A 24,113-nucleotide genomic window follows, 5' to 3' on the forward strand; every position below is an offset into this window, starting at 1 on the left:
TGCCGCCATTCCTGCGCTGCCGGCTTCAGCTTATGGCCGCGTCTTGTTCCGCCTTCGACTATGATTTCTATTGAATGCTGAGCGGCCTCACTCGGCTGCTTCCCGCCTTACTCCCGCCCGAAAGTTACCGATGGTTTTCTGGTTGCGACATTCGTTGTCCTGCGCGTTTGGGATCCTGGCGGTGATCTCGGGCGCAGCTCTCGCCGATGAACCGAAGGCCACGCCTGAGCAAGAACGGTTCTTCGAAGAAAAAGTCCGTCCCGTCCTGGCCACCAAATGCTGGGAATGCCACGGCACCAAGAAACAGGAAAGTGGTCTGCGACTCGATTCGCGGGCCAGCATCCTGAAAGGCGGCGACAGCGGCAAGCCCGCCGCTCTGGCCGGCGATGCTGACAAGAGCCTGATGATCGAAGCGCTGCACCATCGCGGCGACGTGCAAATGCCGCCGGAAACAAAGCTGCCGGAAGGCGAGATTGCCGCGATCACTGATTGGGTGAAACAAGGTCTACCTTGGCCCGCCGGTTCTGCCTCAGCGAGCCTAGCACTGACTGCCGTCCAGCGAGCAGCCGCCGATCGGCAATCGCATTGGGCGTACCAACCTGTGTCGCCACCCGCGGTTCCTGCCAATGTCGGCGGCTATCACACCAACGGTCCTCTCGATGCATTCGTCGCCGCCAAGTTGCAAGCTGCCAAGCTCACACAGTCGCCCGAAGCCGATCGCCGCACACTGCTGCGTCGGTTATCGTTCGATCTCATCGGCCTGCCCGCGACCAGCGAAGAAGTAATGGCCTTTGAACAAGATGCCGCTCCCGATGCCTATGAACGCCAAGTCGATCGCCTGCTCGCTTCGCCGCAACTCGGCGCTCGCTGGGGTCGGCATTGGCTCGATGTTGCTCGCTATGCCGACACGCGCGGCTATGCGTTTCAAAAGGATCGCCGTTATCCGTATGCGTACACGTACCGCGATTACGTCATCGATTCGATGAATCGCGACTTGCCCTACGATCAATTCATCCGCGAGCAACTAGCCGCCGACCAACTGCAACTCGGCGACAACAAAAAGCCCCTCGCTGCGCTCGGCTTTCTGACAACGGGCCGCCGCTTCAACAACCGCAACGATGACATCGACGACCAGATCGATGCCGTGACCCGTGGCATTCTCGGCCTGACGGTTGCGTGCGCCCGCTGTCACGATCACAAGTTCGACGCGATCCCCGCCGAGGACTACTACTCGCTGTACGGTGTGTTTGCGAGCATCGAAGAACCCAACGAACTCCCCCTCATCGCCCAACCGCAGGAATCCGAAGCATTCCAGGCCTTCGAAGCCGAACTCAACAAACGCCGCACCACGATGAACGATTTCATCGCGGCCAAACATCGCGAAACCATCGACAAGTCGCGGCAACAAACGGCGGACTATCTCGCCCGAATCGCCGCCGGTGATCGCAACGTTTTGCTCGAGAAGCTGACGTTCCTCTCGCTCGATCCCAAGGATCTCCGCCAGCCGCTGGTCGATCGCTGGAAGAAGTTTCTCGCCGAGCGGACCACGAACAACGAGCACGCACTCTGGGGCTTGTGGCAGGAATTGCTCGCGCTGAAGGACACCGATTTCGCCGCCGAAGCGCCGAAGGTGATCGAACGTTTTGCGCAGCGCCCCGAGGGTGTCGAAAAAGGACAGTTCAATCCGCTGCTGAAGGCTGCAATCACGGCTGAGCAACCGGCGACGCGAATGGACGTGCCGCGGATCTACGGCAAGTTGCTCGTAGCGACCCTCGGTCCGTGGAAAGACGCCGGCAGCAATGACGAAGCGATCAATAAGCTCGATGCCGCTCAGCAGCAATTGGCCCGCGTGCTCGTCGCCAAAGAAAGCCCAACCGATTTGCCGGCGACTGACACACGCAACTTCCTGAATCGTGCCGATCGCAATCAGCTCGATGGCTTGCAGAAAAAAGTGCAAGAGTTCGAAGCCTCGTCCCCCGTCGCTCCGCCGCGAGCGATGGTGGTCTACGACAAAAAACAGCTTTACGATCCGAAGGTATTCATCCGCGGCAACCAGGCCCGCCCTGGCAAGCCAGTGCCGCGGCAGTTCCTGCTCGTCATGAATTCCGCCGAACAGCGTCAGCCGTTCAAGCAAGGGAGCGGCCGCAAAGAACTCGCCGATGCCCTGGTTTCGCCCAGCAATCCGCTCACCGCGCGCGTGCTGGTCAACCGCGTCTGGATGAATCACTTCGGCGAACCGATCGTCAACACACCGAGCGACTTCGGCATTCGTACCGAAGCGCCGCCGCTGCAAAACGCTCTCGATTGGCTCGCCGCCGAGTTGCCCACTCATGGTTGGTCGATGAAAGACCTCCACCGGCAGATCGTCACCTCGGCCGCTTATCGGCAACAAAGCAACGATCGCGCCGATGCCCACCAGATCGATCCCGAGAACCGCCTACTGTGGCGCATGAATCGCCGGCGCCTCGAATGGGAACCCCTTCGCGACAACCTGCTCGCTGTCTCTGGCCGGCTCGATCTCGCGATCCACGGCAAGAGCGTCGAACTCACCAAGGCCCCCTTCCCGCGCCGCCGCAGCGTCTACGGCAGCCTCGATCGCCAGGACGTGCCGAACCTGTTCCGTGTGTTCGACATCGCCAGCCCCGACTCCAGCAGCCCGCGTCGGCCGCGCACCACCGTTCCGCAGCAAGCCCTCTTCCTGATGAACAGCCCGTTCGTCGTCGAGCAAGCGCAAGCACTTGCTCAACGTCCGGAAGTGACAGCCGCCGAAAACAACTCCGATAAAATTCAATCGCTCTATCGCCTGGTCTTCGGCCGCGCGGCTGACGACGAAGAACGCAAGATCGCCGAACAATTCCTCAGTTCTACTCCGCCAGCCGGCGAAGGCGTGAAACTGAATCCACTCGAACAATTGGCTCAGCTGTTGTTGCTGACGAACGAGTTTACGTATGTCGATTAATTACTCGAACGACTGTTCGCTCACCCGTCGTGAACTTCTCCGCCGCAGCGGCATGGGCTTCGCCATGCTCGGGCTAGCGGGCGTGATGCAGGACTCTGGCCGGCTCGTCAACGCGGCGGAAGAGAACGCCGGCTATCAAAATCCGCTCGCGGCGAAGTTGCCTCACTTCCCCGTGAAGGCCAAGCGGGTCATTCACATCTTCTGCAACGGCGGGCCGTCGCACGTCGATACGTTCGACCCCAAGCCACTGCTCGATAAATACAACGGCAAAGCCTTGCCGACCACGAATCTTCCCACCGAGCGGAAGACCGGCGCTGCCTTTGCCTCGCCCTACAAGTTTCAAAAGTACGGCCAGAGCGGCATCGAAGTCAGCGAGATTTTTTCGCACACCGCGCAGCACATCGACGACATCGCGGTCATTCGCTCGATGCATGCCGACGTGCCCAACCACGAGCCGTCGCTGCTGCTCATGAACTGCGGTGAATCGCGGCTCGTACGGCCGAGCATGGGTTCCTGGCTCACCTATGGCCTCGGTACGGACAATCTGAATCTGCCGGGCTTCATCGCGATGGTCCCCGGTGGCTATCCAATTCAAGAAACACAGAACTGGCAATCGGCATTTCTGCCGGGCGTGTATCAAGGAACCTACGTCAACACGCAGCATGCCGAGATCGACAAGCTCATCGAAAACGTCCGCAACAAATGGCTTCCCGACAGCGCTCAGCGGCAGCAACTCGATGCGCTCGCCGCGCTCAACAAGCATCATCGCGAACAGCGCGGTTTCGATCCGGCGCTCGACAGCCGCATTCACTCGTTCGAGCTCGCCTATCGCATGCAGCGCGAAGCAGCCGAAGCTTTTGACGTGAATCGCGAAACCAAACAAGTGCTAGATTCCTACGGCCCGGGCACTCAGGCCCGGCAGATCTTGATCGCGCGGCGGCTGATCGAGCGCGGCGTTCGCTTCGTGCAAGTCTGGCACGGCGAAGGGCAGCCTTGGGACAATCACGACGACATCGCCGACAATCACCGCCGCCTGGCCGGTCAAACCGACAAAGCGATCGCGGCCCTCATCACTGATCTCAAACGGCTCGGCCTATTCGAAGAAACGCTCATCCTTTGGGGCGGTGAATTCGGCCGCACACCAACCGTCGAACTGCCGCAAGCCGGCGCCAACGCAGGCAAGATCAACGGCCGCGACCATAACCACCACGGCTTTACCTGCTGGTTAGCCGGCGGCGGTGTGAAAGGCGGCCAGACCTACGGCGCAACCGACGAGTTCGGCTTCAAAGCCGTCGAAAATCCAGTGCATGTGCACGACCTGCACGCCACCATGCTCCGCCTGATGGGCTTCGACCATGAGAAGCTCACCTACCGCTACGCCGGCCGCGACTTCCGCTTGACGGACGTGCATGGCAAGGTGATTCAGGATTTGATTGCGTAGGAGAGCGTTTGCGTGCCTATCGATGGCGATGACGACGCGGGCCAAAACTGGACAAATGGAATTTGTATCGAGTGGCTCGAAGAATTGAGCGACACGCGCGAGGATATCTACACCCTCGCCGACGGGAACCCGCTGAGCGAGTCCCCGTGAATTCTGCCGCGATCGCGTGCTTGATCGCGACTGCTAGGCCCGCTTCAAACTGCCCAGCGCCCCGCGATGTTGCTCTTCGCTCCTCACGCTCCACCACATGTGCAGCGGCAGTCCGGCTCCCAGGGTGATCAGTGCGAGCTGCGAAGCGACGAACACCAGCAGCGTTCGCAGCACTCCTTCGGTGAAACCGTAAGAGTGCAAGCCCACGCCGAGTTCGTTCACGCCGAACCATGACCAGGCCGTGACGATATTGCCGCCGATGGCGAGCAGGGCGAGGCCGCGTTCGCCGACCATCTTGTCCCACTTGGCGTGCAGGATAAGAGCATTCCACAGGACGATGATTAGCGCGCCGTTTTCCTTCGGATCCCAGCCCCAGAACCGGCCCCAGGAATCGTCGGCCCACAGACCGCCGAGCACCGTGCCGACAAAGCTGAAGAACATCGCGAAGCACACCACGCCATAAATCATGCGGGCGCAAATCCGCCGGAAGTCCGACGTCAGGCCGGGCGTACACACGCCGAGCACGACATACAGCACGCCGAGGAAGCCTGCCAAGAAGGTCGACGCGTAGCCGACTGTGATGCACACTACGTGCGTCGCCAGCCAGAACTGCGTATCGAGCACGGCTTGCATCACGCCGATGGTGTCACCGCTCATGCCCAGGAAGTACGCGATGATCAGCGTGGCAAAGCCCGCGATCGTCGAGACCAGGTTCCCCAGGCCGATGCGGAAGACCAACTCGATCACCATGCCGACCAGCACGGCGAACCAACCGATGAAGACCGCGGAGGAATATAGATTGGTTACCGGCGGCCGACCGGAAATGTAGATCCGCATGGCCAGTGCTGCCGTGTGCAGCACGAAGGTCAAAAACACCAGCGTGAAGGCTGCCCAGTTGCACGAGCGCGACGGAATCAGCCAGCCGAACACAGCCAGCAGAAACGCCACGATGTAAAGCTGCATGCCGACGTAGAACGGCGATACGCGGTTCATCCAGACTTCGAGATCGATCTTGCGACGGTTGTATTCCGGCGGATGCGTTCGCTCAACGGCGGAGTCGAACCGGCTGACCGCGAGATTGAACGGCTCGATCGTTTCAGTAACTTCTTTTTCCTTCAGCTTGATTTCATTCGGCAGTTCCTTCAGTCGCCGGGCGACGAAGGCCACGTCATCAAGCTGCTTGATTTGCTTCTCGACGTCCTGAATTTCTTCGGCAGTATTTCGTTGACGTTCGGATGAACGCTTCAGCAAATCGAGATCTTCCTCGAGGCGCTTTTTCCGGGCCGCAATTCCCTTTTTGCTTCCCAGTTCGGTCAGTTCCAACTTGTCGGCCTGCCATGCATCACGCGGAACGGAATGCTTGCGATAGGCCTGAATGATATTGATGAAGGCCTCGGTGGCAGGATCGCCAGGCTGGTTCTGTACGTTGGTCTGCAGGAACCAAACGATCCAGGCGTTGTGGAACGACTGCCACTTGGCTTCGGTGGTTTTATCAGTGGCCGCATTGGGCAGCGGAATCGCCAACGGCGGCTTGGCTTGCTCCAGCATTTCGCTGCTTTCCATCATCGCCTGTTTGAAAGCGAGGATTTTTCGCTGCACCATGTCCGGCGCATCGCCTTGCTCAGGCAATGGCGGCAGCTGCGGCGGATTGAAGGCCCGCACCAGTGTCATGTACTGCGTCAGCTGACCGTCCATCAGCATCAGCTTGCGCTGCGTGACGGTCAGTTCTTCTTTGGGCTTTTGCCGGGCAGCACGCACTTGGTTTTCGAATTCCTGGATCTTGGGAAAGAGCTCCGCGGTGGAGTAAACGTGCCCTTGGCGCTTCTCGTCGAGCTCGAAGACTTTTTGCACTTCCGGATTGTCGATTTTGAAGACCAAATGCGAGGCGGTGGCCGGCGAGCCGCTGATCAGATCGAGGAACCACTGCGTGACAGAAATCGTTTGTCCTTCGCGCGTCTTGGCCGTTTCACGCTGGCGGAACTGCAGCAGCATGTTGCGTACGTGCGAGTCAAACGGCATCACGCGGCCGTTGCCAGCAACGGCGAGCTTGCCGAATGCTTCGTAATCGAGCTGCGGCGTGCGCGATGACTTGCTGCGCAGGGCCATGCCAAGGAACATCGCGAAGATGATTGTCGAAGCCGCAACGGCCAGCAGAATGCCGGTCCAATTGACTTCGTGCGGAGCCTTCAGCAGCGGCTTGATCTCGTTGGCTTTCGCCTTGCGTTGATTGGCGAGCTTCGCTGTCTGCGGCTGCACCACATCGGCGACAATGATGTCGCCGGCTGCAATTTCTTCATTCTCTCGGCGGCGAAGAAAACGAATCAGCGTGGAGAGGAAGTGAGCAATCATCCCCACCGTAATGATCATTAGAGCGACGTATGGAATCATCCAACCGACGTTTTGCACCACCGCCAGCGTGCTGTGCTCCACACCGCTCGGCAGGCGAGCATAGTTGCTTTGATAGAGCGTCATCCCGCTGTAGCGAAGCGGGTCGTTCATCTTGATATGCACGGTCGAATCGACGCCGTTGGTCGGGTCCTTCACGAGCACGTCGGACGAGTAATTCCGCGGCGTATTTGACGCGACGTAATCGTCTTTCTTCACATCCTTGAGCTGTACGGTGAAGGGCAGGAACTGCCGCTTGAAGCGGAGCGCAGCCAGATACGGCTTGCCCGAGACGTCGACCGTTTCGAGCGCAGCGGGATCATCGGTCTCGGTGATGGCTTGTGCGATCAAGTAGGTTCCGAGATCTGTATTGCTCTTTTTGTCGGTGAAGCGCACATAAGCAGCTCCCAGATCGACCGAGCCTTCCGAATCAGTACCTTTCGCCGCCGAGCGCGGAACAATCGTTTGCTTTTTGCCGATGCCTTGCGTCGCAAGTGAATTTTCGTCGGCTTTTAGCTTTCGCAGGTCTGCATTCCGGACGTACTGCAAGACAAACACTTTGACGGGCAGTGTGTTGTTCGGATCAGGAATTGGAGTGAGTGCATTTGCTTTCTTTGCAACCTCCGCGAGCTGCTCATTGGTTAAGCGTAAATCGAGAGCAGCGCTGCCCGTCCTCGTTAGGTGCAGTATTTCGTCGTTAAGCTCGGCATTGGCCAGCAAATCTTGCATCGGCACGACAAAGTGCTCGTCCTTCTCCTTACCACTCCGGTCGATCAGGGCGAGCTCGGTAGAACGAATATCGCGCAGATAGTTCGCAGTTTGTCCCTCGGTGAGGGCCATGTTGTATTCGACGGCATATCGCGCGACGAACAGCTCGTTGAGCATCAACAGCAACATGCCCTGATGCAGCAGCACGATGCCGCCCCGCTTTTGAAACAGCAGCCAGCAGCCGGGGAGCAAAATCACGCCGGCGAAAGTTCCCTTCAAAAGCTGCCACACAATCCGCAGCCCTTCGGCGCCAGGATTGTCCATTTGAAACAGCACATACCACACACCGAACGACAGCCCAGCGAGCAAAAATCCAAAGATCGCCACCAGCACGCCGCGCAGCATCGTCACTTTTGGCGAACGAAAGATCGGCTGCAGCGCGAACCAGAAATAGCAAAACACCGCCGACACCCAAACGCCGATCAGCGTCACTTGCGAAGCAATCCAGAACTGATCCCAAGAGAACGGCGGATTGGTTTGAAAGCCGGCGCTATTGTGCCCGGCCAGAATCAGCAGCAGCGTGATCAACCAGCCGAATGCGATCAGCCCCAAGCCGCCGATGACCAGCGACATTTTGGTCTTCAGCTGCAGCACCCAGCGTGCATGGGCAAACAGCATATTCAGAATCATCGTCACGCCCACGAACATGCCGCCCGGCATGGGAATCGGCGGGAGGTTGATTCGCTTCCAGTTGGGGAAGAACGAGGGCGGAAAGAAGACGTTGATGTCGACGCGCATGATCCACGCGCGAAAGTATTCCGGCACGACCTGCCAGATGTCTTTGTCGACCTGCGCGAGCGTGCCGACGAGCACCACGAAGATGCCGTACGCAAACATCGCGACCGCGATCTTTTGCGAAGCCAGCGGCGCGAGGAACCAATCGAACCAGGCAGCCGTCGACATCGGCCGACCGGAATCGAGGCCATCAGCGAGAACAGGTTTGGAAGCAGCAACCGACATAATAGAAATCTCCGCCGCGCGGGCGAGGAGGTGGAAAGGCAAGCGAGACAAACTACCAGCTGAGCGACTTCGCAAACTCTTCGAAGCGTTGCCGCTCTTGTTCGGCCAGCTTGGTCGAACCAATCAGCTTGATAAACCAGGTGCGGTCGCCATCAGGAACGAGCACACCAAGAATCGACTTCTTGGTCGGCGCCGATTCGGGCGAATGCATTTCAATGAACATCGCGCTCATGCCGTTGACTTCACGCGGCTTGAGGGCTTCGGCCAACTCTTCCTGCTTGAATTCAGGCAGGCCGACCTGACCGCGCCAGCGATTCATATTTGCAATCAACTCGCCGCCGGTGAGGCTCACCGTGATGTCAACCTTTTCACTGCCATCGACCACTTCGAAGGCCTTCAGGCTGAATTGATTGCCGGCCGTCTGCTTCCATTCCGCAGGCGTCTCGAACTTCAGATCTTCGCTCGGCGGCGGTTTGCTCGGCACGCGCTGGGGCGGCATGCCGCCAGGAGGAAAACCCGGCGACGCAACCGCCGTGGCGATCGACTCTGGTTTGGGGGTGGTGTAGCTGGCAATCTGGTCGCGCCGGTTCAGCGCGTAGCTAGTCATGAAAAAGAAGAAGCCGAAGGCAATGACCCACACGGCAATACGAGCCATGATGGTTGCGGGATCGGCAGTGGGGGAACTAGACATGATTGCCCTAAATAAATCGCCGGCAAAGACTTGCGCAAATCACGCAGGCCAGCGCCAAAAACACGGAGCGGAACCGAGCAGCGAGCTGGTCCCGGGCGGGAAACTCAGGTGGGACGCCCCAAGGGGACTACTATCCGATTATAGCGCGGCTGGGGGCGAATCGTACAGTCAAACGCCGTAAATCTCGCGCACAATCGGACGGTTCCACACATCGCCAGCGATTCGCGAAAAAGGAAGGTCTGGAGGGTTGGCTCGCAGCCGTTATCATCTGAGTGGCTTCACTTCCGCTCCGCTCTACCCAGCTGCACCTATGGACTCTGTCTACTCCATCGCCGATACCAGCGAAATCATCAGCCCTGCGATGATCATCTATCGCGATCTGGTCGAACAAAATCTGCGCGAGATCATTCGCATCGCCGGCGACCCGGCGCGGTTGCGGCCGCATTGCAAGACGCACAAGATGCCGGCGATTACGCGGTTGCAATTGGAAATGGGAATCACCAAGCACAAATGTGCGACGCTGGCCGAAGCCGAAATGCTCGCCGAAGCCGGCGTGCGCGATATTGTGCTGGCCTACAACCCAGTTGGTCCCAACATCGGCCGGGTGATCAAGTTCTTGCAGAAGTTCGCGGGAACCAAACTCGCCGTGACGGCAGATCATCCGCAACCGGTGGCACAGCTGGGGGCTGCGGCCGCAGCGGCGAATTTGCAAATCGAGGTGCTGGTCGATATCGACAGCGGTCAACATCGCACTGGTTTGCCGGCCGGGCCAGAGGCGGTGGAACTTTACAAAACAATTGCCGCGACAAAGGGACTGTTGCCAGGCGGATTGCATTTATACGACGGTCAAAATCACCAAACTGAGATGGCAGCGCGAAAAGCAGCGGTGCTCGCTTGTTGGGAGCCAGCGAAAAGACTGCACGATGAGCTCGTCGCGGCGGGATTGAGCGTGCCGAGGATTCTATGTGGCGGGACGGGTTCTTTTCCGATCTTTGCGGCGCTGCAGCATCCGGCCATCGAGCTCAGTCCCGGCACGGTAGTTTTTCATGACGCCGGTTATCGCGAGATGTTTCCGGATCTCAATTTCACACCGGCAGCGCTCCTTATCACCCGCGTCATCAGTCGGCCGACGCCGAACCGGGTGACGACGGACCTCGGCTACAAGGCCGTTGCCTCCGATCCGCCGGCCGGCAAACGATTGTCCTTTCCGGATCTGCCCGATGCGGTAGCCGTGCTGCAGAACGAGGAGCATCTGGTTCTCGAGACTTCGCGGGCTGCGGAGTTTCAGCCCGGTGACGAGCTAATGGCAATTCCCCGGCATGTTTGTCCGACCTCGGCGCTGCATAAGTCGGTATATGTCGTCTCCGACGGGAAGTTGCAGGAGAGCTGGGATGTGGTGGGGCGTGATCGCGTACTGACGGTTTAGCGTAGGCCGGAACAAGCGGTACCCGCGCAGTTCCGGCCAGCCTACGAATGCGCACAGTCCCGGCCGTAATTCGGCCCGAAGTCGAACCCAGCCAGGCTGATGGTTTCTGCCCAGCGTTGCACGGCGGGGACTGAGTCGCGGTCGAGGGTCATTGTGACCGCGATGTTCTCCCGCGGCCGGCCGTCGTCCTCCAGATAAATGCCGACGCACGCGTGCAGCGCGGGAACAAATCGATCCTGGAAGAATTCGGGATGACTCGAGTTGGTTGAACCGCGCGGATCCACGCCCCAAGCAGATTGCAGCAGTGCATCGAACTGGGCCAGGTCGATCTCGGATCGCAAGGTGAATTGAATGGCGCCGCGACGGCTGCAGCTCCGATCGGGATCAAACGCCAGGAAATTCAAGCGGAACCGGTGGAGATGATAGTCGAGCAAATCGCCAATCGAGTCGCCGACAACATGAATGGTGGATTCGTGCCGCGGCAGCTCGAAAATGGTCCGGCCTAGGCGCGGGCAAGTGATGAAAACATCGCCGTGATCGGTATCGGCCACCACCAAACAGTTGGTGAGATCGCTGAGCTCGAGCACGCCCGAATCCCAAGCGCCCAGTTCATAGATTTGGTAGATCGCGTCGTGAACGAACGACGCCGGCCAATGTTTCTGCCGAGCGGCGTCCGTGAAAATGGTCAAGCCTTGGCTGATCTCGCCCAGACCGAGCGGGCCGATAAACTCATCCAACCCCAGCGGAATCATCTCCGGCGGAAAACCAGCATGCTCCTCCCGCGGCTGTGGATGCAGAAACTTGGTGACGAGCTGGATGTCGGCGAATTGCATGGGTTGATGATACACCAGCGAATATCGCGGAGCTCATTCCTTTTTGCGCGTTGGGTTTACCTCGAGCCATCGACCATGGAGTGTTCGACGACGACGGGGTACTGCTTTCGCTGGCACTTTTCGCACCTTAAACTGACGGGGCTTATCGGGATGGTTCCTCGCTTGTCTCGCGGAAGGCTGCGTATGCCGTTGTTGTCTCAGGACTACTCTTCACGCCCCCCTGCGTTGTCTCCGGCTCACCATGCATTCCTGGCTTGGCTATTGATCACTCTAGGCCTGTTGCCGCTGGCAGGCTGCGGTGGCTGCTGGAATTCGAATCCGCAGAGCGCGCAGAAAAAGACTCCCGAAGAAGAGCTCGAAGAGCAGGAGAAGAAGAAAAAGAAGGCCGCCGAAAAACCGAAGCCTGACTTCGAAATGCAGCCGACCATCATCCTTCCCAACGACGTCGGCCAGGATGTCGAGGATGACGGCAATCCCAACAAGCCGCCGTCCACGCCGAAGGTCGTGTTTTTCACCAAGCCAGGCCACTGGGTGGCGGGCATGCAGCAAGCCAAGGCGAATAACTTCGACTTTCAGGGCGAGCTGCGAACTTATCCAATGGATCAGTTCGAGCTGCCGCTCGACGTGGAACACACCGACTTTCGCCTGAGCATTTCTCGCCCCGCATCGCTGCCGAAAGGTCAGATCAAACGCTTCGAGACGCTGTTCTTTCTGCCGAAGCGCGGTGAAGCGAGTAAGTCGTATTCGCTCCGCACCGAACTGCGGGCCGGCCGAGGTTCGCGCTTGCCCGAAATGATCAACGTGGCCGGCAATGCGCTGCGCGAGCACGAGTACTACTTTGTCGTCCTCGCCAAGAATCAAGCTTCGTACGTTGATCTGACCAAACTCGATTCGCTGCAACTGCAGGGGAGCGATTTGGGTTCCTTCGCAACAACGGGTCAGCAGCCCGCCACGCGGTTTTATCACGCGGTGTTTCCGCGCGTCGACAAGAGCGTGCCGCTGCCGTCGCATCCGCTGGCTTGGACGATGATCGCTTACATTTTGTGGGATGATCTCGACCCAACGGTGCTCACGAAAGAACAGCAGACCGCGCTGCTCGATTGGCTCCACTGGGGCGGGCAGTTGATCATCAGCGGCCCCAATTCGCTCGATCGACTGAAGCAGACATTTCTCGAACCCTATCTGCCCGCCACCAGCGGCCAGGCCAAGACGATCGGCGCGAACGAGCTCGCCGACCTCAACACGCATTGGTCGCTCAAGGAACGCAAGCCGTTGAAAAAACCGGCGCACATCACCGTGCTGCAGGACAAACCGCTGGTCGGCGTGGAACTGCAAAAGCAAGGCGATGCCGAATGGATTCCTGATACCGGCGAACTTGCGATCGAGCGGCGGTTGGGGCAAGGCCGAATCGTGGTCACGGCCTTTTCGCTGTCGGCGATGCCGTATCGCTTTTGGGCCAGTCGCGACAATTTTTTCAACAACGCGTTGTTGCGCCGGCCGTCGCGGAACTTCGAACTCCGCAACGAAGAGCTGCACATGCAGTGGGCCGGCTCGATGAAAGAAGCCAAAGACGACGATGCCCGCTTAGGCACGCGTCTGCGATTTTTTAGTCGCGATATCGGCAGAATGCGCGAGTCGATTGGTGCTCAGCCGGGAACTCCGCCGCCGCCCACGGCAGAAATCCCGGAGCCAACCAAAGTTGCCCAGCAACACGAACGCAGACCGCCGGCCATGCTGTCGCCATCGCTGACTTCAAGAGACGTGAATGACGAACGCCACGCCGGTTATCGCAGTGATCAACTGGCGGGTATTGGCGGCTGGAACGACTTCAGCGGCGCTGCCGATGCAGCTCTCGCGGCCCTCAACGATGCTTCGGGCATCAAGATTCCTCGCGCCGATTTTGTGCTCAAGGTGCTGGTAGTTTACTTGCTGGTGCTGGTCCCGTTGAATTGGCTGGTCTTCTGGCTGATCGGCCGCGTGGAATATGCCTGGGCCGCCGCGCCGGTGATCGCCATTGTCGGGGCACTTGCGGTCGTTCGTCTCGCGCAGCTCGACATCGGCTTTGCTCGCAGCCGTTCGGAAATTGCGGTGCTCGAATCGCATGCCAACTATCCGCGAGCGCATGTCACGCGGTTCACTGCGCTCTACACGTCGCTGTCGACCAGCTACGACTTGCGATTCGAAGATCCCGATGCTCTCGCGCTACCCTTTGCGCTCAGCAGCACGCACGCTCGGCGAGAAACTCGCCCTGCCGCAGACGTAGTCCTGACACAAGATCAAACCATCGAGCTCAGCGATGTGCAGGTGCAGTCGAACTCGACCGGCAAACTGCACACGGAACAAATGATTGATTTGCCGGCCTCGTTTATCATCACCGGCGATGATCAACGCGGCTGGCAGCTGGAAAACGGCAGCCAATTCACGCTGCGGCAAGCGGGAGTGCTGCGCAAGATCGCGCGCGAGCAACCGGTGGATATAGAAGAGAAGCGAGTCGTTCCGCGCGACCAGAAGGATGAGCCCGGCGTCGTGGAAGAAAACGGCCTGTTCTATAAAAAGACAACGACGACCGTGACCAAGATGGTTGAGAACGTCGAAGCGGCCTACTTTCCTGACATCGAAGCCGGGGCGACGGTGCGGCTCAATTTCTTGCCGACTGCCGACAATCACAGTTGGGTGCCGCAGTGGGATCGCTCACCGATGATGTCGCCCCTCGCGCCGGTCGAGGATGAAAATCACGTCAGCCTGCACCGCCTGACGCAACACGCCGCGCGACAGCTCGAGCTCTTCCCCGGTGAGATGCGCCTGATCGCTTGGACCACGGAACCAATCCCCGGCCTGCGAATCACGCCCGCTTCGGCCCAAAGCACCACGTACACGCTGGTGCTCGTCCACCTGCAACGGCCCCAGCTGCCGAAGCCCGAACAAGACGTCCGCCTGCGGGTGGATGTCATGCAAGATGAAGTGAAACCGGAAACCGACACCGAACCCAATTGAATGCAGAATGCCGCTTGTGATTTCCCTAGTCCCCAGCCCCTAGCCCCCAGTCCCTTCTCCCCATGATTGAACTCATCGACTTCGGCAAAGACTACGGCGAGTTTCGCGCGGTCGAATGCCTGAATCTCAAAATCGAAGCGGGCGAAATGTTCGGCTTCATCGGCCCCAACGGCGCCGGCAAGAGCACGTCGATCCGCTTCCTGGCGACGCTGTTGAAAGCAAGCCGAGGCGAGGGAATCGTCAACGGCCACAGCGTGACGCAGGACCCCATGTCCGTGCGGCAGAGCGTCGGCTACATGCCTGATAACTTCGGCGTGTATGACGGCATGAAGGTGTGGGAGTTTCTCGATTTTTATGCGGTTGCTTATCGCCTGCCGAAGGCCAAGCGCAAGCAGGTCATCGGCGACGTGCTGGAACTGCTCGACCTTGGCCACAAGCGCGACGATTATGTAAACGGCCTGTCGAAGGGCATGAAACAGCGGCTGTGCATGGCCAAGACCCTGGTGCACGATCCACCGGTGCTCATTCTCGATGAGCCGACAAGTGGTCTCGATCCACGGGCCCGCGTCGAAGTGAAAGCGCTGTTCAAAGAACTCCGGAAGATGGGCAAAACGATTCTCATCTCCAGCCACATTTTGTCGGAGCTCGCCGACTGCTGTTCTAGCATCGGCATCATCGAGCGCGGTCAGTTGCTGATGCACGGGCCGATCGAAGAAGTCTACAAACGAATCCGTGGCAACCGAACCGTCGAAGTTCGCTTTGTGAACAACATGGACGTCGGCATGTCGGTGATTCGTTCGAGCCCGCACTGCCGCCGCATCGCTGCGGATGTGAACAGCTGCGTCGTGGAACTCGAAACCGACGATCGCGGCGTCGCCGAACTGCTGCAACAGCTGGTCTACAACAAAGTCGAGCTGCGGAGCTTCGCCGAAAAAGATCCGTCGCTGGAAGACGTCTTTATGATGGTGACGAAGGGGCTGGTGACTTAAAAGGTCTCATGATTCCTGAACGTCTGCAACGGCGACCAGTCAGCAAAGCCCTGTTGAAGGAGATGTCGGCGCTTTGCACCGACATCGAGCGTGAGTTGGAAAGTCGCGGCGATGCCCAGCCTCTCATCGACCGTTGGCATGAGCATGCAGATCGACGCTACGAGCCTGACGAGTTTCGGACTTACTGGAAGGCGATTTCCAAAGGGACCTTTGTGCGCGAGGCGCTCAATCCTCCCGCAGCGTTCGATCCCCAGGTAACTTTTGCCGAGGCACTGGCAGTGCTCGATGCGGTGCGCCGCGTGGAAACGTCCCAATCAGCTCAAACGTATTATCTTCACTGGTTAGAAAAGCAGTTTCCTGATTGCAGGATTAGCGACCTGATCTACTGGCCTGACGAATGGTTCGGCGATGCCTCGCTATTTCGTAATCCCGATGGATCGTTCAAGTCCGACGTGAGCTTGTCGGGCGAGGAAATGTTGAGTTACGCGATGGCAAAGTCTGGCCGGCGACTTCAAGGCGCGCCTGAAGTTTCGCTTCCCTTTCCCCTGCCAAATTCCTAAGGTCGCTTGTTCATTTGCAAGCCAGTTAGCGCGCCGTCGCACCACCGAACGGCGAATATTTCTCTCTAAGTCCCGGAAATGCGGGTAGTTCGGGCTTCGGACCAGAACTTGCTCTCCAGCCAGCGATCCTCTTTTGCTGTGGAGCGCTATTCCTATGTCCCCGACCGACATCAAGCCCATTCCTGTCTGGCAGCGAGTCAAACGGCCTCGCTTCGAGCGAATCAGCGGCCACGGCGAGTTCGACGTCGTCGTCATTGGCGGCGGCATCACCGGCGTGACCACCGCTTATCTGCTGAAGAAGGCTGGTAAGCGAGTCTGCCTGCTGGAGCGAAATCGCATCGGCTTTGTCGACACCGGGCTGACGACCGCCCACCTGACGATGGTCACCGATCAGCGATTGCCGGAGCTGGTCAGCAAGTTCGGCGAAGAAGCCGCTGCGCTCGCCTGGCAGGCCGGCGCGCAGGCGATCAACATTATCGAAGCGAATGTGAATGAGCTGGAAATTGATTGCCAGTTTCATCGCGTGCCGGGTTACTTGCACGAATCGATTTCGGGCCAGCGCGATGAAAGCAAATATCTCGAAGGGGACGCGGAGGTCGCTCGCAAGCTCGGATTCGAAGCCGAGTTTATGGAGCACGTGCCGTATTTCAATCGGCCGGGTGTGATGTTTCCGTCGCAGGCCAAGTTTCATCCACTGAAGTATCTGATGGCCGTTGCCGCCGCGGTCGAAGGGGGCGGTTGTCGTGTCTTCGAGCATGCGGAAGTGACCGAAGTGCAGGATGATCCGCAGCGCGTGTTGGTCGGCGAGCACGAGATCAAAGCCAACCGCATCGTCATCGCCACGCACGTGCCGCTGACGGGCAAGACCGGCCTCGTCAACGCCACGCTGTTCCAATCCAAGATCTATCCCTACTCGTCGTACGTCATCGGCGCGAAGTTGCCCAAGCGACTGGTGCCCGATGCTTCGTTCTGGGATACGACGGATCCGTACTACTATCTGCGCGTCGATCCCGGCAGTCGCAACGACTACGCGATCTTCGGTGGCAAAGATCACAAAACCGGGCAAGTCGACGATACGCAGCAGTGCTTCGATCAACTGCGCGAAACGTTGATGAACATCTTGCCGCAGGCCAAGCCCGATCGGCAATGGTCGGGCCAAGTGATCGAAACCAACGACGGTCTGCCCTACATCGGCGAAACGGCGCCGGGCCAATTTGCCGCGACCGGCTTTGGTGGCAACGGCATGACCTTCGGCACGATCGCCGCCACCATGGCCCGCGACTATGTGCTCGATCGGAAAAATCCCTGGCAGGAACTCTTCTCGGTTGATCGAAAGAAGTTGATCGCCGGCGGCTGGGATTATGTCTCGGAGAACGTCGACTATCCGTATTACTTCGTAAAGGATCACCTCGAGCGCCCAGCAGCGATCAGCCCCGAGTCATTGCTCCCCGGCGAGGGCAAAGTCATTGGCATCGGCGGCGAACGCGTGGCCTGCTCGCGCGGCGACGACGGCGAACTCAATGCCGTTTCGGCGATCTGCCCGCACATGGGTTGCGTCGTACACTGGAACAACGGCGAGAAAACCTGGGACTGCCCTTGTCACGGTTCGCGGTTCCAAGCGAGCGGCGAAGTGATCGGCGGCCCAGCAGAATCGCCGCTGGAAAAGGTTTCGCTCGATACAGGTAAGATCATCAAAGAAGAGGAAGAGCACTCGCACTCATCGTGAGCTCGTGGTGACAGAAGGTGAGGCTCCCAAGACTTCGACATCGCCGATCGCGGCGAGCGACGGGAGGGCGAGGCGGGCGAGGCTCCTGCCGAGCCGCCGAGGTGGATTGCGAAGGCCGCCAGCGACTGCTTTCGACCGGCGCGGCTCGGCAGGAGCCTCGCCCTCCCGAAATTCGGCGCAGCGTGAGCGGGTTACATGGCGGATCTACGCCGGACCCAAGTTGTCCGCGCTGGTGTGTCTTTATTTGGCTGGATGGTAGGTCCACGTTTACGCCTGTTGCGACTTGGATGTGATACGAGCAGGCGTTATCTGGACCTGTTCAAACTCAGTTGCGACCGCTCCTTTTGATGGTGATAAAGTGTGATATTGGAGACCTGATATTGCAGCCAATTTTTGTTCTTAAGTCTGATTTGGCAATGACTTGTGGATGAAATGATCTTTTGCATCACCTGTTATATTCTGGGGGTATGGAAGGGGGGTGTTCAAGTTGCTCCAAAATAGCTGGCCACTGCACTGCGCGGCTCCGCCAGGAGCCTCGCCAATGTGTAACCGTTCGCGCTGGCAATCCATGCATCGTGAGCGCTCGGCCAGCATCCTGTCCTGCTCCCCTCGCCCCGCTTCGGGGAGAGGGGAGAGAGAAAAGGCCGCTGACAGCGGCACTGGCGTGAATGGTTGGCAAGCATCTTGACCAAAGTTGTCCCTGCGCTCGTATCCAATGGTTTGGCAACGAACGCGATGCTTGTTGCTGATTGCGGAGTGCTATGGCACGTAGTACAGTCGCCCGCGTGCTCTTCACTCACCTTACTGCGAGTCCAAAATGCTTCGATCATTAACGCTCTGTCTGCTCGCGTCTTTGGTTTGCGCGAACGTTTCTCGTGCGCAAGAGTCGCTCGTTGCTCCCGGCGAGAAGGTCACTAAAGTTGCCGGTGATATGAAGTTCACCGAAGGGCCGGCGTGGTTTCCGGCCAAGAAGCTGCTGGTGTTTTCGGACATTCCCAGCAGCAAGCTGATGCAATGGAGCGAGAAGGATGGCTTGTCGTTGTTTCGCGAGAGCCAGGCTTCGAACGGCAACATCTTGGATCTCGAAGGCCGGCTGATCACTTGTCAGCATGACGGTCGCAACCTGGTCCGCACCGAAACCGACGGCAAAGTCACGGTCCTGGCCGATAAGTGCGACGGCAAGAAGTTCAACTCGCCGAACGACGTCGCCGTTCGTTCCGATGGCACGCTGTGGTTCACCGATCCAGCCTGGGGCCTGAATGGCGCCGGCGATTATCCGGGGCATTATGTGTTTAAGCTCGATCCGGCTACCGGTAAGGTTGAGCCGGTGATCAAGGATCTGGCGATGCCGAACGGGATCAACTTTTCGCCCGATGAGTCGCGTCTGTATGTCGCCGATACCGGCGGCCATCAAAAGCATCCCGATCCGTCGTTTCACAAAAAGCCAGCCGTCATTCGCTGCTATGAAGTGAGCAAGACTGGCGAACTCGGCAAGATCCTATTCACGATCGAACACGGCAGCGACGGCATGTGCCTCGATGTGAAAGGCAATCTCTACACCACGCACGGCGGCATCACGGTGCATGATCCCGAAGGGAAGGTCATCGAGAAAATCGCGGTTCCCGAAGGGCCAGCCAACTGCGCTTTTGGCGGCGAAGACATGAAGACGCTGTTCATCACGGCGAAGACGTCGCTCTACAGCGTGCGAATGGTCAACGCCGGAGCAAAGCCAGTCGGCGCGAAGTGGTAGAGGCTTCGCAGCCAAAGCACCGCCAAGAAAAACGCTGGGCTACGATGCGCTGCCTCAGTCCTGCCCCTGCGGCGCGATCGTAGCCCAAGCGTCTAGAGAGTATCTATCGGCGTGGTCTCATGAGTCCGGGGGTGGATTTCCCGCAGCTGCGCAAAGCCGCACACAGTAATCGCTTGTGGCAAAAATCGTCACCGGGTTAGTTTTGCACAGCCCTTATCCGCCGGGCTTCTTCAGCGACAAGCTATGCAGAATCAGCACGCTGCCTACGGAGACCAGTGCCCAACCCAGCCATTTTGGTGGTTTCATTCGATGGTTGGCGATCGGCCCAGAAGCGGCAACCATGGTGGGTAAACTTCCCGCGCTCGCCATCTGTGGCTGTCGCCAGGCATTCACCCGCTGGGCGAGGAACTGCGTCGAGCGCTCGTTGAGCACGAAGGTATCGACCGCGCGGAACTGAATTCCCAGCAGGAGAATCAACACGCCGGCCATAAAGTACTGGTTGCGATTGAATTCCATCATCATGCTCCTCGCCCCCGAACTTTCTCTCTCGTGGTGCTAGCTCGCTGTGCTCTCTGCGAATTATCGAACGGCGGGAGCTAGCACTTTGATCGGCCTCCTCAAGTTTCCGCTTGCTCTTGCCGGGCGAACCTTGCGGCATTGAACTTTGCCGATCCTGCCGTTCGTCCTAAACTGCAGGGGTCATCCGAAGGGGTCCGCGGAGCGGACTAACGTTCAAGGAAGAACCTCAGCCATGAAACTCTTCTTCTCCGTCGGCGAGCCCAGCGGCGATTTGCACGGCGCGAACCTCATTCGCGAATTACAACGCAAAGCCGGCAACGTCGACGCCATCGGCCTCGGCGGCCCACGCATGCAAGCCGCCGGTTGCCAATTGATGCGTGATATGACCGACCTGGCCATCATGGGCCTCGTCCCCGCGCTGGTAAAACTTCCTGAGTTCTTCAAATTGCTGGCCCAGGTCGAACAAGCCCTCAAAGCCGAGCGACCCGATGCGGTGGTGCTGATCGACTACCCGGGTTTCAATTGGCATGTGGCGAAAAAAGCCAAAGCCCTCGGCATTCCGGTGGTTTATTACGGCCTGCCTCAGCTCTGGGCCTGGTTGTCGTATCGCGTCGAAAAAGTCCGCAAATACATCGACCACCCGCTCTGTAAACTCCCCTTCGAAGAAGCCTGGTTTCGTGGGCAGGGCTGCGAAGCCACGACCTACGTTGGGCATCCGTATTTCGATGAACTCAAAGCGCAAACGCTCGATCAGCAGTTCCTCGAACAGTTCAAAAACAACCCGCAACGGCTCGTCGCCATTCTTCCCGGCTCCCGCCGCAGTGAAGTGCAGCGTAACTTCGCTCTACAAATCAAAGCCGCCCGCCTCGTGCATCGCGCGGTCCCTGATGTTCGCTTTGCCGTCGCCAGTTACAACGACCAGCAAGCCGCCATGGCGGCCAAGATTCTCGGCAATCACGATCTGCCGCTGACGATCATTCCGGGTAAGACGCCCGAGCTAATCCATGCGGCCACCTGCTGCATGGCCGTCTCGGGCAGCGTTTCGCTCGAATTGCTGTATCACGCCAAGCCGAGCGTCATGCAGTACAACCTCGCGATGCCTTCGTACTACATCATGAAGCATCTGGTGCGGGTGCAGTACATGACCCTGCCGAACCTGATCACCACGCCCGAGCTTCATCCGCCGCGTACGCAGAAGTATCGCCGTGGCGACGTCGTGCACAGCCACGTTCTCTTTCCGGAATATCCGCACTGGCGGGACCGCAGTGCTCAGGTCGCCAGCCATGCGATCGAATGGCTGCAAAATGAACCAGCCCGGCTGGACCTCGTCCGCCGGCTGGAACAACTCCGCGGCACCCTCGCCATTGGCGGCGCCTCGTCCCGCACGGCCGACTACATCCTGCAACACGTCGTGCCGCAGGTGGCAAATCAGGCTCGAGCAGCCTGATTTGGTCGCTACTCGCGATCGCGAATTACGAAGGAGAGCTTCGCACCAGCAGTAGCGGGCTGAGCTGGATGCCGACCTCGTTAAGATCTTCGTCGCTCGTTTGTTCGAGCAGATCGAAGTCGTAGGTGGCCAGCGCGCTCTCAATGCCGAGAGCACTCAGGAATTCGCCCAGCGGTGCTTCGGGCGCTTCATCGTCGGAGGTCAACGTATCGGCCAACTCATCTTGGTCGACATTCTTGGCGAGCAACGGTCGCAGCGCGCCGAGGTGCATCTGCAGCTGCTCTTCCGAAAAACCGCCTTGCTCTTCGTCGGCGAAGTCATCGTCGTCATCATTTTCATCAACAACTTCGAGATCTTCGTCGAGCGTTGCTTCCTCGCCACCGTCATCAGCCGTCATCGACTTCAGGTCTTCGTCCAGATCGGGCGAATCTTCGCCGAGGCCTTCGGCGAATTGTTGCATTTCGCCGGGCGACATCTGGCCCGACATCATGCGGCCAAACATCTGCGCGATGTCAGGGGGCAGCGCGCCCTGCAGCATCGAGGCTGGATCGAAGTTAGCTTCCGCGTTTTCATCTGCCGAGCCGGGCGCTCCTTGCTGAAAGAAGCCCTGCATCGTGGCGGTGAGTTCTGCCGTTTGTTGTTGCAACAGATCCTGAAACTGCGCGAGCTCGGCTTGGTTGACTTGCGACCATTGGTCGAACTTCCGCATGTCGCCCAGCGACGCCTTTCCTTCGGTCAGCCGATCGTAGATTTCCTTCACATCGGCCGGCATCTTGCCGGAGAAGTTTTCTTGAAGCTCAAACAGCCGCGAGAAGCCATCCTGAATCGGGCCAGCTTCTTCGTCATCGTCGACAGCTTCGGCAAAGTCATCGTCTTCTTCCTCGGTCTCACCTTCGTACTCATCGGTCAACTCGGCCAGGCCGTCGTCGAGCGATGCGCCGAAGTCGAGATCGCCGCCGCTGCTGTCGAATTGGTCGAGTTCTTCGCCGTTTTGAAAAAGAGAGTAATGCCACGACGAACCTTCCGTGACCCACACGTTCAGCGTGTGCGTTTGTAGCTGCTTCGAAAGCTCGCGGCCGATCTCTTGCTGAAACATGAAATCGGAGCAGAAGAGCGAGACCCAATCCCCCTTGGCCTTGGCGACCCACACGCCGCGGGTGATCTGCTGTTCGTCGCCGCTGTCATCGTCGGCCAGCAGCACTTGAAAGCCTTCGCCCCGCAACAGTTCCGTCACAGCTTGCTGCACTCGTTTGGCGGTGCTTCCTTTGACATGCAAACTGCTAGTGAAGCCATTCATCGGTGCCGCTCCTGAAAGTCTCGTGCTTAACTGTTTATTCGCCACTTTTTACTTACCCAACCGCGAACCTACCCCAGACCGCTGGAAGTGAACAGGAGGGATTGACCTTTCGCCTGCGAGCCATCGAAAACAGCCCACCACAACGACTCTTTTGATCCTTGTGGGAGCTCGCCGACAGAAGTATTCTGAAGGCCTTGGATTGCTTCGCGTGGTTCCCTCCCCCCGCCTCACATCACGCCACCGATGCCCTGCACTCCCCATCGCCGAGCCGCAGCTTTCACGCTGGTGGAACTGCTCGTCACCATCGCCATCATTGGCGTCTTGGTGGCGCTGTTGTTGCCCGCCGTGCAAGCGGCGCGAGAAGCGGCACGGCGGATCAGTTGCGGCAACAATCTGAAGCAGCTCGGCCTGTCCTTTCAGAACTATCACGACAATTGGCTGAAGTTTCCGCCCGGCGGCGTGACGTTCGGTGCTTGCTGCAACAGCCCGAGCTACGAATCGTGGCCGATCTTGCTGTTGCCCCATTTGGAAAGCAACAATCTCTCGCAGCAATACGACTTCACGCAGACCAACGAAGCCAACGCGAATCGCATTTTTCGAGAAATGAAGACCAACGTCTTCTCTTGTCCATCTGAGGCAGAGCCAGCCCAATTGCTCAAACCCGAATCGGGTCCGGGCAACACGCTCGACTATCGCACCTCGACTTATCGCGGCGTCGGCGGCAAGAGCGATGGCAATGGCTGGTGGGACAGCTATCCGCAATACACGACTCTTCCCTTGGAATGGCGCGGCGTGCTGCACCTCGTCGACAATCGAGGTGAGCTCACCTGCGAAAGGATTGCGGGCGTCACCGACGGCACGAGCAACACCTGGCTCGTCGGCGAATACAGCACGAAGTCGCGCTCGCGGCGGCGAACATTCTGGGCTTACTCCTACGGCTCGTACAATCGCTCAGATTGTGTCGCGCAGAGTCGCACGTTGATGAACGACTACGACCGCTGTTCCGCCATCGCCGGCACCGGCCTCGAGCAAGCCTGCAACCGCGGCTGGGGAAGTTTTCACGCCGGCGTGATTCAATACCTGCTCGTCGACGGCAGTGTCCGGCCGGTCAACACGGCAGTCGACATGAGCCTCTTCGCCGATCTGGCGAGCATCAGCGGCGGCGAACTTCGCCAAGTGCCGTAACTCACACTTCTCTTACCGGAGAGTTTTAGTGAA

The 24,113-nt window shown here is 58.8% G+C and carries 15 protein-coding genes; 10 read left to right on the forward strand and 5 right to left on the reverse strand.

The features are described 5' to 3' along the window. Positions 1-130: 130 nt before the first annotated feature. Positions 131-2,959 (forward strand): PSD1 and planctomycete cytochrome C domain-containing protein, encoded by a 2,829-nt coding sequence (locus tag M9Q49_RS19700; protein WP_254510539.1) that lies wholly within the window; start codon positions 131-133, stop codon positions 2,957-2,959. Continuing rightward, entirely contained in the window at positions 2,949-4,400 is a 1,452-nt protein-coding gene (locus M9Q49_RS19705) for a DUF1501 domain-containing protein (protein ID WP_254510540.1), read from the forward strand. Before M9Q49_RS19700 ends, M9Q49_RS19705 begins: the two co-directional genes overlap by 11 nt. 183 nt (positions 4,401-4,583) lie before the next feature. Here the strand turns inward: M9Q49_RS19705 and ccsA are convergent, their stop codons facing one another. Further along, complete coding sequence (ccsA, locus tag M9Q49_RS19710; protein WP_254510541.1) at positions 4,584-8,663, reverse strand: cytochrome c biogenesis protein CcsA; 4,080 nt, start codon at positions 8,661-8,663, stop codon at positions 4,584-4,586. A gap of 52 nt (positions 8,664-8,715) precedes the next feature. After that, positions 8,716-9,354, reverse strand: a complete 639-nt coding sequence (locus M9Q49_RS19715) for a hypothetical protein (protein WP_254510542.1) — start codon at positions 9,352-9,354, stop codon at positions 8,716-8,718. A gap of 310 nt (positions 9,355-9,664) precedes the next feature. Between M9Q49_RS19715 and M9Q49_RS19720 the strand changes: the two genes are divergently transcribed. Continuing rightward, positions 9,665-10,780, forward strand: coding sequence for a D-TA family PLP-dependent enzyme (locus M9Q49_RS19720; RefSeq protein ID WP_254510543.1), 1,116 nt, complete (start codon positions 9,665-9,667; stop codon positions 10,778-10,780). Positions 10,781-10,821: 41 nt separating this feature from the next. On the opposite strand, the gene M9Q49_RS19725 is transcribed toward M9Q49_RS19720, so the two are convergent. Further along, on the reverse strand, positions 10,822-11,613 hold the full coding sequence (locus tag M9Q49_RS19725; RefSeq protein WP_254510544.1) for a hypothetical protein: 792 nt from the start codon (positions 11,611-11,613) through the stop codon (positions 10,822-10,824). Positions 11,614-11,838: 225 nt separating this feature from the next. Between M9Q49_RS19725 and M9Q49_RS19730 the strand changes: the two genes are divergently transcribed. The 5 genes from M9Q49_RS19730 to M9Q49_RS19750 all read left to right on the forward strand — a co-directional run bounded on the left by M9Q49_RS19730 (position 11,839) and on the right by M9Q49_RS19750 (position 19,632). Further along, on the forward strand, positions 11,839-14,607 hold the full coding sequence (locus M9Q49_RS19730) for a hypothetical protein (protein ID WP_254510545.1): 2,769 nt from the start codon (positions 11,839-11,841) through the stop codon (positions 14,605-14,607). Positions 14,608-14,669: 62 nt separating this feature from the next. After that, positions 14,670-15,596 (forward strand): ABC transporter ATP-binding protein, encoded by a 927-nt coding sequence (locus tag M9Q49_RS19735; protein ID WP_254510546.1) that lies wholly within the window; start codon positions 14,670-14,672, stop codon positions 15,594-15,596. Positions 15,597-15,691: 95 nt separating this feature from the next. Next, the gene (locus M9Q49_RS19740; RefSeq protein ID WP_254510547.1) at positions 15,692-16,156 is read left to right on the forward strand and encodes a hypothetical protein; all 465 of its coding nucleotides are present in this window, start codon (positions 15,692-15,694) and stop codon (positions 16,154-16,156) included. A gap of 154 nt (positions 16,157-16,310) precedes the next feature. Then, on the forward strand, positions 16,311-17,882 hold the full coding sequence (locus M9Q49_RS19745; RefSeq protein ID WP_254510548.1) for an FAD-dependent oxidoreductase: 1,572 nt from the start codon (positions 16,311-16,313) through the stop codon (positions 17,880-17,882). Positions 17,883-18,699: 817 nt separating this feature from the next. After that, a complete protein-coding gene (locus M9Q49_RS19750; RefSeq protein ID WP_254510549.1) occupies positions 18,700-19,632 on the forward strand; it encodes an SMP-30/gluconolactonase/LRE family protein in 933 nt (310 codons plus the stop codon). Positions 19,633-19,845: 213 nt separating this feature from the next. Here the strand turns inward: M9Q49_RS19750 and M9Q49_RS19755 are convergent, their stop codons facing one another. Next, positions 19,846-20,148 (reverse strand): hypothetical protein, encoded by a 303-nt coding sequence (locus tag M9Q49_RS19755; protein WP_254510550.1) that lies wholly within the window; start codon positions 20,146-20,148, stop codon positions 19,846-19,848. Between the two features lie 235 nt (positions 20,149-20,383). On the opposite strand from M9Q49_RS19755, the gene lpxB reads away from it, so the two are divergent. Beyond that, positions 20,384-21,598, forward strand: coding sequence for a lipid-A-disaccharide synthase (lpxB, locus tag M9Q49_RS19760; protein ID WP_254510551.1), 1,215 nt, complete (start codon positions 20,384-20,386; stop codon positions 21,596-21,598). Between the two features lie 25 nt (positions 21,599-21,623). On the opposite strand, the gene M9Q49_RS19765 is transcribed toward lpxB, so the two are convergent. Then, positions 21,624-22,895, reverse strand: coding sequence for a hypothetical protein (locus M9Q49_RS19765; RefSeq protein ID WP_254510552.1), 1,272 nt, complete (start codon positions 22,893-22,895; stop codon positions 21,624-21,626). A gap of 243 nt (positions 22,896-23,138) precedes the next feature. Between M9Q49_RS19765 and M9Q49_RS19770 the strand changes: the two genes are divergently transcribed. Further along, positions 23,139-24,080, forward strand: a complete 942-nt coding sequence (locus M9Q49_RS19770) for a DUF1559 domain-containing protein (protein ID WP_254510553.1) — start codon at positions 23,139-23,141, stop codon at positions 24,078-24,080. Positions 24,081-24,113: the final 33 nt, after the last annotated feature.

The organism is Anatilimnocola floriformis (assembly GCF_024256385.1).
Taxonomy (GTDB): Bacteria; Planctomycetota; Planctomycetia; order Pirellulales; family Pirellulaceae; genus Anatilimnocola; species Anatilimnocola floriformis.